Below are 12,770 nucleotides of genomic sequence, written 5' to 3' on the forward strand. Positions count from 1 at the left end.
ACCCCTCCCTGAAAGGGAGGGGAGCAGGAGCCTAGTGCGCCGCCTGCGGCCCGCGCACGATCCCCGACAGCGCAAGCTGCTCGTCGATCGCCGCGAGCAGCCGCGTCAGTGCCGCCTCGTCCTTGGCTTCGGCGCGCGCGACGAGCACATCCTGCGTGTTCGAGGCGCGGAGCAGCCACCAGCCGTCGTCGGTGAGCACGCGCGCGCCGTCGGTGCGGTCGACCTGCGCGCCCGATGCCGTGAGCCGGTCGAGGACTTCATCCACAATGGCGAATTTGCGGCTCTCGTCGACCTGGAAGCGCATTTCGGGGGTGTTGACCATCGGCGCCATATTGCCGCGCAATTCGGTGACGCTCTGCCCGAGCTTCGTCGCCGCCTCGATCAACCGCACCGCGGCATAGGGTGCATCGTCATAACCATAATAGCGGTCGGCGAAGAAGATATGCCCGCTCATCTCGCCCGCGAGCGGACTGCCGGTTTCCTTCATCTTCGCCTTGATCAGGCTGTGGCCGGTCTTCCACATCAGCGGTTTGCCACCAAGTTCGGCGACGCGGTCGAACAGCGCCTGGCTCGCCTTCACGTCGGCGATGACGGTCGCACCGGGCAGGTCCTTCAGCACCGCCGCGGCATAGATTTGCAGGAGCTGGTCGCCCCAGATCACGCGGCCTTCGCCGTCGATCGCGCCGATGCGGTCGCCGTCTCCATCGAAAGCGACGCCGAAGTCGAGGCTCTTCTCCGCGACGAGCTTGCGCAGATCGGCGAGATTCTTCTCTTCGGTGGGATCGGGATGGTGGTTCGGAAAATGGCCGTCGATGTCGGTAAAAAGCAGGTGGTGCTCGCCCGGAAGGCGCGCGGTGAGTTTCTCGATGACGGTGCCCGCGGCGCCGTTGCCGGCGTCCCAGCCGATGCGGAAGGCGCCGCCGGCGAAGCCCTCGACCAGCCGGTCGACATAGGCGTCGACGATATCGATGCTCTGCGACGTGCCTTCGCCCGCCTCCCAGTCGCCCGCGGCGGCCATTTCACCGATGCCCAGGATATCGGCGCCGTAGAAGGGACGCCCCTGCATCACAAATTTGAAGCCATTATAGTCGGGGGGATTGTGGCTGCCGGTTATTTGTATGCCGCCCTCCACATCCTCGGTTGACGCGGCATAATAGAGCATCGGCGTCGGCCCGAGCCCGACATTGAGCGCGTCGGCGCCCGCGTCGTTGATCCCGGCAATCAGCGCGTCGGCGAGCATCGGCGACGAGAGGCGGCCGTCATAGCCGACGGCAATGCGCTTGCCGCCCGCGCGGCGGACCAGCGTCGCGAAGCTGCGGCCGATGGCATAGGCATCCTTGTCGGACAGCGTGTCGCCAACGACCCCGCGGATGTCATATTCGCGCAGCATCGTCGGGTGGAAATTGTGCGTCATCTTTGATCCTCTTGGGGAGAGAAAGGGTCAGGCGGCGGCGAACAAATCCCCGTCCGGATGCAATCTTTCGCGCACCGGGAGGTTCAGTCCACCCATCGCCTCACGGAGTTCCTGCCGCGCGACGACGTGGCCAATCCCCATGCCGCCAAGGTGCGCCTTGTCGAGCAGGGTGAGGCCAGCCGGGAAAAGCTCGCGATAGATGACGCGCTCGCCGAGCCCCGGGATGACGCGGAAACCGACGCGACGCGACAACTGGGTCAATGCCTCGCCGACGCGGCGCATATTGTGCGCGTCGACATGCTGGAGACGGTTGCGCAGGATGATCCAGTCCATCGTCCGCCCGTCGGTCTTCGCGCGCGTCTTGCGCGCGTCCCAGATCAGTTCGGAATAGAAGCTGGGGCGGGTGACCTGAAAGGTTTCGGGATCGACCTGTCCGATCAGGTCGAAATCGATGAAGCTGTCGTTGATCGGGGTGACGAGCGTGTCGGCGCTCGTCGCGAGGTGGCGCGCAAAGACATCGTCGCGGCCCGGGGTGTCGGCGATTAGATAATCGACGTCTTCGCTCAGCGCCGCGACCTGGTCGTCGAGTTCTTCGATCGTCGAGCCGGTGAACACCTCGAAGCGCGGGGTCGGCAGCGCGATCTCGCGGCGCTTCGCGGTATTCTCGCGATTTTCGAGATAGCGGTGGAAGGTGCGCTGACGCGGGTCGAGATCGATGCCTGCGACGCGCCAGCCCTGGCTCGCCAGCGCGACCGCGAAATGCACGGCGCAAGTCGATTTCCCCGTCCCGCCCTTTTCATTGGCAAAGATGATGCGGTGCGGTGCGGGCTTCGTCGCTGAGGTCGTCATGGGGCGTTGCGATTTTCCTGTTTGCGCGGCATGGCGGCCGGCGCGCGAAGTGATATAGTCGCGCCAATATCGGAGGGCGACCAGCCGTGCAAATCATCCGTGACATCGCGATGCTGCACCGTGCCGTTACGGCACTAAAGCAGGGAGGAAAGAGCGTCGCTCTGGTCCCGACGATGGGGTCGCTGCACGATGGCCACCTCTCGCTCGTGCGCATGGCAAAGCGCGTCGCCGACCACGCGGTGGTGTCGATTTTCGTCAATCCGACGCAATTCGGCCCCAACGAGGATTTCGCCGCTTATCCGCGCGACGAGGCGCGCGATGCGGCGATGCTGGTCGAGGAAGGCACCAGCCTGCTTTGGGCGCCCGATGTCAGCGTCATGTATCCCGGCGGACACAGCACGCATATCGAGGTCGCCGAACTCGGCGCCGATTATTGCGGCGCCGCGCGCCCCGGCCATTTCGACGGCGTCGCGACCGTCGTTGCCAAATTGTTCAACCAGGTGCGGCCCGACGTGGCGATCTTCGGCGAAAAGGACTGGCAGCAGCTCGCGATCATCCGCCGCATGGCGCGCGACCTCGACTTCGGCATCGACATTTTGGGGGCGCCGATCGCGCGCGACACCGACGGCCTCGCGCTGTCATCGCGCAACGCCTATCTCTCCCCCGAACAGCGCACGGCGGCAACCATCTTTCCGCGTGCGCTGAACACCGCGGCGCAAGCGATCGCGGGCGGCGCCGATGTCGACGAAGCGCTCGCCAGGGCCGAGACGGTGATCGTCGGGGGGGGCTTCGACAGCGTCGACTATGTCGCGCTCGCCGATGCCGACAGCCTCGAGAGACTGGACGCTTTTCACAAGCCCGCGCGGCTTCTGGCGGCGGCACGGATCGGAAAAACGCGGCTGATCGACAATCTTCCGGTCGGCGATTAACGCCAAAACCCACGGATTTCCGGGAGCTTCGGACGATATCCACAAAAAAGTCGGATCGCCGTTAACGCTTTGTTGACCATAAACCGCAACTTTGGACCCCGAGGTCTCCATGTGGGGTGGAGGCAAAGGGGGTTATCATGGCGAACAGTCTGAAGTCTGCCCAATATCTGATCGAGAGCCGTCTGCTCGACGCCGCGCGCGGCGACGCCAATGCCTATTTCGATCTCGGCATCGCTTTTTCGACCGGCACCGGCGGGGTCGATGTCGACCTGATCCAGGCGCATAAATGGTTCAACCTCGCCGCGCTCGGCGGCAATATCGAAGGCCAGCAGTGCCGCGCCGACTTGTCGGACGAGATGTCGCCGGGCGAAATCGCCGAGGCGCAGCGCCAGGCGCGCGCCTGGCTCGACGAGACCGCCCGCCGTCCTGCCGCGCGCCGTTTCGCGGCCTAATCCTTTCGCTTGAAGGGCGTCTGCCCTTCCAGCCACTCCATTTCACTTTCTTCGGCGCGGCGTTCCTGTTCGAGATAATCGGCGACCGCGCGGCGAAATCCCGGATCGGCGATGAAATGCGCCGACCATGTCGCGACGGGGCCATAGCCGCGCGCGAGCTTGTGCCCGCCCTGCGCGCCCGCCTCGACGCGCCGCAGGCCGTGCGCGATCGCAATGTCGATCGCGCGATAATAACATAATTCGAAATGCAGATAGGGAATCTCGACGAGACAGCCCCAATAGCGGCCGTAGAGCGTGTCGGCGCCGACGAAGTGCAGCGCACCCGCGACCGGCCTTTCCTCGCCGTCATAAGCGATCAGCAGGATGATCTGCTCCGCCATCCGCTCGCCCATCAGGTCGAACGCTTCGCGCGTGAGGTACGGATGCCCCCATTTGCGCGCACCGGTGTCCTGATAGAAAAGCCACATCGCGTCCCAATGTTCGGGACCGATCGCGTCGCCCGTCAGCTCCTCGATCCGCAGACCGTCGACCGCGCGCAGCCGTTCCTTGCGGAGCTGCTTGCGCTTCGCCGAATTCAGCGTGGCGAGGAAGTCGTCGAAACTGTGGTAGCCCGCGTTCGCAAAATGAAACTGGATATCGCGGCGGACGAGCCAGCCCGCTTCCTCGAACAGCGGCATCTGCTCGGGCGCCACAAAAGTGGCGTGCGCCGACGACAGCCCGTTCTGCCGCACGACCGCCTCGGCGGCGCGGAGCAGCAACAGTGCGTCCCCTCGGTCGTTGGACAGCAAGCGCGGCCCCGGCACGGGGGTGAAGGGCGCCGCGATCTGCAGTTTCGGATAATAATCGCCGCCCGCGCGTGCCCAGGCGTCGGCCCAGGCATGGTCGAACACATATTCGCCCTGGCTGTGCGACTTGAGGTACGCGGGCGCCGCGGCGACGAGCGCGCCGCCGGCATCCTCGACGAGCAAGGGCGCCGCCTGCCAGCCCGTACCCGCCCCGACGCTGCCCGATTGCTCGAGCAGCGACAGGAAGGCGTGGCCGACGAACGGATTGCCGCCATCGTGCAACGCGTCCCATGCCGCGGCGTCGATGGCGGCGACGCCGGTTCCGAGCGATATCGTGCGCGCGGGTGGGTCGGCCTCTGCCACCGGGATTCTTACGCGGGCTTCACCGCGACGATCGCGTCGGCCTCGACCGCGGCGCCGAGCGGCAGCACCGTGACGCCGACCGCGGCGCGCGCGTGGCGGCCCGCTTCGCCGAACAGCGCTTCGAACAGGTCCGAGGCGCCATTGGCGACCTTCGCCTGATCGGTGAAGCCGGGGGTGCTGTTGACGAACACACCGAGCTTGACGACGCGCTCGACACGCGACCAGTCGCCGCCGAGCGCCTGCCCGATCTGGGCAACGAGCATCAGCGCGACGCGCTGCGCGGCATCCTGCCCGCCCGCGACGTCGACATCTTCGCCCAGACGGCCGGTGACGACCTGCCCGTCGCGGAACGGCAACTGGCCACTGACATAGAGCAGGCCATTATGCTCGACGACGGGCACATAGGCGGCGACCGGCGCGGCGGGCTTGGGGAGTTCGAGGCCGAGTTCGGCGATTTTGGCGGCGATATCCATGATCTGTCCTTGTCTTAAACCGGTTCGGGGGCCGGGGCGGGGATGTTTTCGGCGAGGCGCGCCAGGATCCAGTCGCGCGCCGCCGTCCAGTCGTCGATGCGCGCATGCGCGTGCTTCGCGGGCGCGATCTTGCCCGCGATCGCCGGCTCGCCGACGAGATGGAGCCGCCACACGTCGGGCGCCTCCTGCGCGACCGACATATGATGGCCCGCAAGGTCATCGATGAAGACAGCGACCGAAGGCTGATATTGCTCGATCAGGCGGCGCACCGGTTCGCCCTTGCCCCCGCGGCTGCCGATAACCGGCGCGTGGAAATCGTGGAGCGCGAGCTGTTCGATGCGCGCCTGCTGATGTTCGGGGCCGACGTTGGTGAGCACAACGATATCGGCCTCGGCGCCGATCGCCGCCATCGCCGCGAGCGCACCGGCGATCGGATATTGCCGCGTCATTTCCCGGCGGAAGAAACCATCGAGCAACGGCCACACTTCGGCGGCCTCGAGCGGTGTGCCGCATTCCTTGCGTTTCAGCGCGTTCGCGAAGCTCGCGTCTTCGATGCGGAAGATCACGCCATGTTCGGCGTCGACCCATTCGGCGAAGGGGACGACCATGTGCATCAGCACCTCGTCGCAATCGGTGATGACGAGCGGGCGGTTCATGCGGTGGTTCCTTCAAGTCTCTGGGCGGCGGCAGCGATGCTGGCAGGCGGCACCTGCAACGCATCGGCGCAGGCGACAAGGTCGTTTTCGTGGCCCGTGAGGAACGACAGGATCGCCGCGAGCGTCGCCTGCTCACCGAGCGAGGCGCGCAGTTCGTCGGGGGCGAGCCCGGTCAGGCCAAGCAGCCGTTCGGCGCGCGGTTCGTCGCTCAAAATCCAGCCGAGCGCCTGAAGCGCCAGCGCGGCATCGCCATCGTGCAAGTCGTGTGTCCCTAATTGTGTCATGCCGCCGATTCGCCTAAACGGGCCGCGTACGCAAGGTGGGGAACATAAGTAACATGGGCAAGACCATCCTGGTCGTCGAAGATAATGAGCTCAACCTTCGCCTCTTCTGCGACCTGCTCAACGCCCATGGCTATAGCGCGCATCCGGTGCGCGACGGACGCGACGCGCTGGCCAAGGCGCGCGAAGTGTCGCCCGACCTGATCATCATGGACATCCAGTTGCCGCATGTCAGCGGGCTCGACCTGATCGGCCAGATGAAGGCCGACCTGACCTTGCGCGCGGTGCCGATCATGGCGGTCACCGCCTATGCGGGGAAGGGCGACGAGGAGCAGATCAAGGCGGCGGGCGCCGAAGCCTATGTGTCCAAACCGATTTCGGTGATCAAGTTCATCGAAAGCGTCGGAGCCTTCGCCTAGCCTTTTTTCGATCGCCCGACGTCGATTGCGACGGGCCGCCCAAAATCATCGGCGAGTCGCTGGCGCGGGCGGTGAGCGCACGGCCGGTTCAGCCACCGGCCAGCTTTCTTTTCCTAATCCTGATCGCGGGGGTTCAGGATGGAAGGACATAAGATGTTTTTGATGAAGAGGCTGGCCTTGACGGCGTTGATCGGCGCGACGACGCTGGCCGCCATGCCGACCGAAGCCGAGGCGCGCAGCCGCCACCATCGGCACGGGCATTACGACCGCGACCATGACCGCTGGCAGGATCGCCGCGAATATCGGCGTCACCGCGAAGGCCGATATTATCGGAACTGCCGTACCAGCGGCACGACGGGGCTGATCGTCGGCGGTGCCGCCGGCGCCCTGCTGGGCCGCGAAATCGATAGCCGGGGCGACCGCGCGACGGGCACGATCCTCGGTGCCGCCGGCGGCGCGCTGCTCGGCCGCGAGATCGACCGCAAGCGTCGCTGCTGACCGCCGCGGGGGAAGGAAAGGACCGTCAGGCGGCGCAAGCGTCGCGGGCGGTCCGTTCCGAACGCCGCGGTGCGGCGGTGCGCAGCCACGGCGCCGAATAGTGGATAGCGACGGCGGCCTCCGAGGCCGTGACGGCGGCGGTCCAGATGCGGGTGATCCAGCGCGTTTCGGGGGTGTTATGGGTCATCTTATGTCTCCTTCATCCGGGTCCGCGGAAGATGGGGAGGGGGCGGCCCGGACGAATCCCATCTACCCCGGCAAATGCGGCGATCGGCGCCGAAATTGATCGTGCGGGCGACCAATTTTCGCGCTATTGTTTAGTTCATGCGAAAAATGATCGACCTCGACGATTTCGACCGCCGGCTGCTCGCGCTGGTGCGGCACGACAATCTCCAGCCCGCGCGAATCCTTGCCGACAAGGTCGGGCTGTCGCTGTCGGCGGTGCTCCGCCGCCTGCGCCGGATGCGCGAGGAAAAAGTGATCGTTGCCGATATCGCGGTGGTCGATCCGGCGCTGACCGGATCGGCGCTCACCATGCATATCCTCGTCCGGATGCAACAGGCCGGGCCGCAGACTATGGACGCATTCGCGCGCGAGATCGCCCGCCACCCCGAAATCACGGGGGCGTGGGACGTGACCGGCGACGATGATTTCCTGCTGAAGGTGCAGATCGGCTCAATGGAGGAATATGACGCCTTCACGCGCCGCGCGCTGGGCGAGGACAAGGGTGTGCATTCGTTCAAGACGCTGATCACGATCCGGCACATCATCGAGAATGACGTCGCGCGCCGGCCGCTGCGCGATTTCTGACGCCGACCGCGGGCGGGCGGGGGCGTGGCGGCGCCGGGCGAACGGCCGTTAGTTGCCGCTCCACCTCTACTTCGTCATCCCCGCGAAAGCGGGGGACCCAGCGAGCTGCCGTTGCTACTGGGTTCCCGCTTTCGCGGGAATGACGAACGTTGGGGTGGCCGCTTCCCACCCAAAGCCGCCATTCTCCGGGCACGAAAAAGGGCGGCACGCGGCCGCCCTTCGGGATCCCGGCTTTCGCCGGGATGACGCATTTCTAACCCGCGCGCTTCAGCGCACGAGGAAATGCATCACTTGATCTTGGCTTCCTTGAACTCGACGTGCTTGCGGACACGCGGGTCGTACTTCCGCACCGACATTTTTTCGGTCATCGTGCGCGGGTTCTTTTTCGTGACATAGAAAAAGCCCGTGTCGGCGGTGCTCACCAGCTTGATCTTGACGGTCGTCGGCTTGGCCATGGCCCTGTTCCTCGAATTAACTGCACATCCACCGGAGGTCCGAGGGATGCGGCGGGACTAGGGCCCCGACGTTGGTGTGAAAAACATGAAAGGGCCGCGCGACGCCGCGCCGCCCCTCAATATCCGGGCGCCTTTGGCGGGATTCGGCCTTTCTGTCAAGCGAAAGGAAGGACGGGCGGCACATCGGCCGCCCGTCCGGAGGGGTCAGGTTTATGGCCTTAGGCGTTCTTGATCTCGAAACGGACGCGCATTTCCTTCCAGCTTTCCTCGGCCACCCCGCCGCGCGTCGCGGGCTTGAAGCGCCACTTGGCCAGCGCACGCCGTTTCGTCGCCTCGAAAAACGCCGGATCGTCGGCGCTGATCAGCTCGACCGCCTTCACCCGTCCGTCGGTGCCGATCAGCACGCGGACGACCGCGACGCCCTCGATCCCCTCGCGCTGGGCGCGCGCGGGATAATCGGGCTGGAAGAGATCCGCATAACGTTGGTCGAGCTGCGCGAGCACCAGCTTGGGTATCGTTGGCGGATCGGCTGCGCGCGCCGGCGGGCCGGGATCAACGGGGCCGACGTCGGGTATCGAGGGGCCCGTATCGGCCCAGGGTTCCGTCAGCGGTGTTGTCGGAAAGACCGGGACGACGACGTCGGGCGTCGATGCGGTCCGCGGCGTTGGCTCGACATCGTCGGCCTGTTTGGGGGGCGGCGGATCAATCGGTTTCTGGAGCTCGACCAGCGTGCCGGTCATCGGCTTGCTCTTCGGCGCCATCTCAATAATCATCGGCGACAGCGCGACCGCGACGACGAGCGCGGCGGGCAGCCCGACGGCGAACAGCGCCGCGACGGGGTGGTGGCGGGCGTCGCTGCCATAGCTGTTGCGGGGCAGCGGCACCGCCGCGCCGGCGGGCGCGGTGGTCGCCTCGGGCGCCGTCATAATCGCCGAAATCAGGGGTATCAGGGTCATGGCCTCTCTCCTTGCCTGTATGACCCGGCCCCGCCGCGTTCCGACCGTTGTTGTCGGCCAGGTCAGAATGAAGTGATATTATAACATCACGTCACATGTCAAGTGGATCGGTAAACAAGCTTTCACGCGATGCTGTGGGAGACCTAGGCGGCGGAAAGCCGCACCACCGCCTGATCCTTGTCGATCAGCGGCAACAGCTCGGCCATGTCGGGGCCATGGTCGCGCCCGGTGAGCGCGCGGCGCAGCGGCAGGAAGAGCGCGCGGCCCTTTGCCCCCGTCGCCTCCTTCACCGCGCCGGTGAGCGCATGCCAGGGGTCGGAGCCCCAGTCGATCGCGGGTGTGGCCTGCGCCGCGGCGCCCAGCACCGCCCGGTCGGCCGCTTCGACGGGTGGCGGCGCGAAGGGGCCATCGAACACGGGCACCCACTCGGCTGCCTCGGCCACCGTCGTCAGGTTCGGGCGAATCGCATTCCAGCGCGCTTCGGTGATCGCGGCGGGCAGGCGGTCCGCGATCGCCGCATGGTCGATGTGATGCAATATCTTCTGGTTGAGCAGCGCCAGCTCGGCCTCGTCGAAGCGCGCGGGGGCGCGGCCGAAGCGCGCGAAATCGATGCTTTCGACCAACGGCGCAACCTGCGTCACCGGCTCGACCGGATCGCTTGTCCCGAGCCGCGCGAGCAACGCAACGAGCGCGATCGGTTCGATCCCGTCTTCGCGCAGGCTGGCCATGCCGAGCGAACCCAGCCGCTTCGACAATTTGCCCTCGGTCCCGACGAGCAGCGCCTCGTGCGCAAAGGCGGGCGGCGTCGCGCCGAGCGCGGCGAACATCTGGACCTGCGAAGCGGTGTTCGAGACGTGATCCTCGCCGCGCACGACATGCGTGATCCCCATCGCGATATCGTCGATCACGCTCGGCAGCAGGTAGAGCCAGCTGCCGTCGGCGCGCCGCACCACCGGGTCGGACATCGTCTTCGGCTCGAAATGCTGCGGTCCGCGGACCATGTCGGTCCACTCGATCGCCGCGTCCTGGTCGAGCCGGAAGCGCCAGTGCGGCTGAGCGCCCTCGGGGATCGGCGCACCCTCGGGTTTGCGCTCGTAAACCGGCGGCAGGCCGCGCGAGAGCAATATCTTGCGGCGAATGTCGAGCTCTTCGGGCGTCTCGTAACACGCATAGACGCGCCCCGCCGCCTTCAGCTTTTCGAACTCGGCCTCATAGAGCGCGAAACGCGCCGACTGGCGTTCCTCGCCGTCGATGTCGAAGCCGAGCCACGCGAGGTCGGCGCGAATCGCGTCGACATATTCCTCTTTCGAGCGTTCGAGGTCGGTGTCGTCGATGCGCAGCAGGAAACGCCCGCCATGCTTTCGCGCCCACAGCCAATTGTGCAGCGCGGTGCGGACATTGCCGACATGCAGGGTGCCGGTCGGCGAAGGGGCGAAACGGGTAACGACGGTCATGCGCCGCGCCTATAACCGCATATTCGGCCGCCGTCAGTCGTCTTCCGCGATCTTGCGGTTCTGGACGATGTGCGCGGCCCAGCGCAGCGCCATGCCGACGACCGATAGCGCGGCGCCGGCGATCACGGCGCCGACCAACGCGCGATCCTCATCGGGCGCGGGCCATGCGGCCCACGCGAGCAGCGCCACACTGACGATCGACAGCGCATACCCAATCCCGGTGAGCCAGTTCGCCACGCTGCGCTACGCCGTCCGGAAGCCGTGCGTAATCGGATAGCGCCGGTCGCGCCCAAAATTACGCGTCGACAGCTTCACCCCCGGCGGCGCTTGGCGGCGCTTATACTCGGCGAGCATCAACAGGCGTTCGATCCGCGCCACCGCATCGCGATCGAAGCCATATTTCGCCACGACATCATCGACGCTCGCTTCCTCCTCGACGAGCATATGCAGCATGCGGTCGAGGTCGGCATAGGGCGGCAGGCTGTCCTCGTCCTTCTGGTCGGGGCGCAGCTCGGCGCTCGGCGGCTTGGTGATGATGGTATCGGGCATCACGGGGGTCACCGGGTTGCGCGACAAGCGCGGCACATTTTCGTTGCGCCATTTCGCCACCGCGAACACCGTCATTTTATACGCGTCCTTCAGCGGATTATAGCCGCCCGCCATGTCGCCATAGATCGTCGCATAGCCGACGCTCATCTCGCTCTTGTTGCCCGTCGTGAGCAGCATCGGGCCGAATTTGTTGCTGAGCGCCATCAGGGTGACGCCGCGGATGCGCGACTGGACATTTTCCTCGGTGATGTCGACGTCCTTGTCGGCGAAGCTGCCCGCGAGCATCGCGTCGAACGCCTCGACCGCGGGGACGATCGAGATGGTGTCGAGCTTGCACCCGATCATCGCCGCGCAGCCCGCGGCATCGTCGAGGCTGGTCTGGCTGGTGAAGCGGCTCGGCATCATCACGCACCACACCTTGTCGGGACCGAGCGCATCGGCGGCGATCGCCGCGCAGATCGCCGAATCGATTCCGCCCGACAGGCCGAGCACGACGCCGGGGAAACGGTTGCGTTCGACATAATCGCGCAAGGATATGATCATCGCGCTGTAGATATCGGCGGGATGCGATTCCCATTCGGCGATCGCGCCCGTCGCGCACGTCCAGCCGTCGGCGCCCTTGGTCCAGTGCGTGACCCGCTCCTCGGGCTCCCAGTCGGTCAACCGGTGCGCCGTCGTCCCGTCGCTGTTCAGCACGAACGAGCAGCCGTCGAACACGATCTCGTCCTGCCCGCCGACGCGGTTGAGAAAAATAACGGGCAGCGAGGTTTCGGCGACGCGGCCCGCGAACACCTGCGTCAGACGCCGCTCGTCCTTGTCGATCTCATAGGGGCTGCCGTTGACCGAGATGAGCAGTTCGGCGCCCTGCCCCACCAGGTGCTGGCAAACCTTCGGCAACCAGCCATCCTCGCAGATCGGCAGGCCAAGCCTCACGCCGCGCCATTCGACGATATCGGGGAGCGGCCCGGGGACGAAGACGCGCTTTTCGTCGAAGGTGCCGTAATTGGGGAGCTCGTGCTTGCGCCGCGTCGCGACGATCCGGCCGCCGTCGAGCAACGCGACGATATTATAGAGGCTGCCCTCCTCCCACTCGACCGAGCCGACGAGAATCGCCGGGCCGCCGTCGGCGGTATCGGCAGCAAGTTCGGCGAGCATCGTCGCGGCGCGCTCCGCGAGCGCGGGCTTGAGCACCAGATCCTCGGGCGGATAACCGATCAGCTGGAGCTCGGGATACAGAATCAGGTCGGCGCCCGGATGCCGCGCGCGGACGTCGCGCATCGCGGCGGCGTTGGCGGCGAGGTCGCCCACGACCTGCGTCATTTGCGAAAGAACGATGGTGAGCTTTTGTGTCATGCCGGTGGTTTAGGCCGACGCGCGCCGATTTCAACTGCGGCGCGCGCGGCGGATCGGGCTTTAACCCCTTCCCC

The 12,770-nt window shown here is 66.1% G+C and carries 17 protein-coding genes; 5 read left to right on the forward strand and 12 right to left on the reverse strand.

What is annotated here, in order from left to right:
* Positions 1 to 31: 31 nt before the first annotated feature.
* Complete coding sequence (gene pgmG / locus ACTJI5_RS06445) at positions 32 to 1,414, reverse strand: phosphoglucomutase/phosphomannomutase PgmG (protein ID WP_440859750.1); 1,383 nt, start codon at positions 1,412 to 1,414, stop codon at positions 32 to 34.
* A gap of 27 nt (positions 1,415 to 1,441) precedes the next feature.
* The gene (locus ACTJI5_RS06450) at positions 1,442 to 2,263 is read right to left on the reverse strand and encodes a division plane positioning ATPase MipZ (protein ID WP_137892187.1); all 822 of its coding nucleotides are present in this window, start codon (positions 2,261 to 2,263) and stop codon (positions 1,442 to 1,444) included.
* Positions 2,264 to 2,349: 86 nt separating this feature from the next.
* Between ACTJI5_RS06450 and panC the strand changes: the two genes are divergently transcribed.
* Entirely contained in the window at positions 2,350 to 3,192 is an 843-nt protein-coding gene (panC, locus tag ACTJI5_RS06455) for a pantoate--beta-alanine ligase (RefSeq protein WP_440859751.1), read from the forward strand.
* Positions 3,193 to 3,329: 137 nt separating this feature from the next.
* Complete coding sequence (locus tag ACTJI5_RS06460; RefSeq protein WP_056373095.1) at positions 3,330 to 3,644, forward strand: sel1 repeat family protein; 315 nt, start codon at positions 3,330 to 3,332, stop codon at positions 3,642 to 3,644.
* Here ACTJI5_RS06460 and ACTJI5_RS06465 read toward each other — a convergent pair.
* Genes ACTJI5_RS06465 through ACTJI5_RS06480 form a run of 4 tightly spaced genes read right to left on the reverse strand, consistent with a single transcriptional unit; the run spans position 3,641 to position 6,181 of the window.
* Positions 3,641 to 4,792: a GNAT family N-acetyltransferase gene (locus ACTJI5_RS06465; protein ID WP_440859752.1), complete on the reverse strand. Its 1,152-nt coding sequence runs from the start codon at positions 4,790 to 4,792 to the stop codon at positions 3,641 to 3,643. The genes ACTJI5_RS06460 and ACTJI5_RS06465 overlap by 4 nt on opposite strands.
* Before the next feature lie 8 nt (positions 4,793 to 4,800).
* Positions 4,801 to 5,265 carry a RidA family protein gene (locus ACTJI5_RS06470; RefSeq protein ID WP_440859753.1) on the reverse strand — a complete coding sequence of 155 codons (465 nt, stop codon included), beginning with the start codon at positions 5,263 to 5,265 and terminating at the stop codon, positions 4,801 to 4,803.
* A 14-nt stretch (positions 5,266 to 5,279) separates the two neighbouring features.
* A complete protein-coding gene (locus ACTJI5_RS06475; RefSeq protein ID WP_440859754.1) occupies positions 5,280 to 5,921 on the reverse strand; it encodes an HAD family hydrolase in 642 nt (213 codons plus the stop codon).
* On the reverse strand, positions 5,918 to 6,181 hold the full coding sequence (locus tag ACTJI5_RS06480) for a DUF3572 family protein (RefSeq protein ID WP_439512749.1): 264 nt from the start codon (positions 6,179 to 6,181) through the stop codon (positions 5,918 to 5,920). Before ACTJI5_RS06480 ends, ACTJI5_RS06475 begins: the two co-directional genes overlap by 4 nt.
* A 77-nt stretch (positions 6,182 to 6,258) precedes the next feature.
* On the opposite strand from ACTJI5_RS06480, the gene ACTJI5_RS06485 reads away from it, so the two are divergent.
* Positions 6,259 to 6,621 (forward strand): response regulator, encoded by a 363-nt coding sequence (locus ACTJI5_RS06485; RefSeq protein WP_037515703.1) that lies wholly within the window; start codon positions 6,259 to 6,261, stop codon positions 6,619 to 6,621.
* A gap of 162 nt (positions 6,622 to 6,783) precedes the next feature.
* Positions 6,784 to 7,119, forward strand: a complete 336-nt coding sequence (locus tag ACTJI5_RS06490; protein ID WP_037515849.1) for a glycine zipper 2TM domain-containing protein — start codon at positions 6,784 to 6,786, stop codon at positions 7,117 to 7,119.
* Positions 7,120 to 7,144: 25 nt separating this feature from the next.
* On the opposite strand, the gene ACTJI5_RS06495 is transcribed toward ACTJI5_RS06490, so the two are convergent.
* A complete protein-coding gene (locus ACTJI5_RS06495; RefSeq protein WP_156419787.1) occupies positions 7,145 to 7,306 on the reverse strand; it encodes a hypothetical protein in 162 nt (53 codons plus the stop codon).
* 137 nt (positions 7,307 to 7,443) lie between these two features.
* Between ACTJI5_RS06495 and ACTJI5_RS06500 the strand changes: the two genes are divergently transcribed.
* Positions 7,444 to 7,929 carry an Lrp/AsnC family transcriptional regulator gene (locus ACTJI5_RS06500; RefSeq protein WP_058539557.1) on the forward strand — a complete coding sequence of 162 codons (486 nt, stop codon included), beginning with the start codon at positions 7,444 to 7,446 and terminating at the stop codon, positions 7,927 to 7,929.
* Positions 7,930 to 8,216: 287 nt separating this feature from the next.
* Here ACTJI5_RS06500 and rpmG read toward each other — a convergent pair whose 3' ends face one another.
* From rpmG to ACTJI5_RS06525, 5 genes are all read right to left on the reverse strand, one after another.
* Positions 8,217 to 8,384, reverse strand: coding sequence for a 50S ribosomal protein L33 (gene rpmG, locus ACTJI5_RS06505; protein WP_037515700.1), 168 nt, complete (start codon positions 8,382 to 8,384; stop codon positions 8,217 to 8,219).
* 218 nt (positions 8,385 to 8,602) lie between these two features.
* Positions 8,603 to 9,340 (reverse strand): TonB family protein, encoded by a 738-nt coding sequence (locus ACTJI5_RS06510; protein ID WP_440859755.1) that lies wholly within the window; start codon positions 9,338 to 9,340, stop codon positions 8,603 to 8,605.
* 143 nt (positions 9,341 to 9,483) lie between these two features.
* Positions 9,484 to 10,794 (reverse strand): glutamate--tRNA ligase, encoded by a 1,311-nt coding sequence (gene gltX, locus ACTJI5_RS06515; RefSeq protein WP_440859756.1) that lies wholly within the window; start codon positions 10,792 to 10,794, stop codon positions 9,484 to 9,486.
* 33 nt (positions 10,795 to 10,827) lie between these two features.
* Entirely contained in the window at positions 10,828 to 11,031 is a 204-nt protein-coding gene (locus ACTJI5_RS06520) for a hypothetical protein (protein WP_058539560.1), read from the reverse strand.
* Between the two features lie 6 nt (positions 11,032 to 11,037).
* Positions 11,038 to 12,696, reverse strand: coding sequence for an NAD+ synthase (locus tag ACTJI5_RS06525; protein WP_440859757.1), 1,659 nt, complete (start codon positions 12,694 to 12,696; stop codon positions 11,038 to 11,040).
* Between the last annotated feature and the right edge of the window lie 74 nt (positions 12,697 to 12,770).

This window comes from Sphingopyxis sp. 22461 (assembly GCF_052044915.1).
In the GTDB taxonomy this organism is placed as follows: Bacteria; Pseudomonadota; Alphaproteobacteria; order Sphingomonadales; family Sphingomonadaceae; genus Sphingopyxis.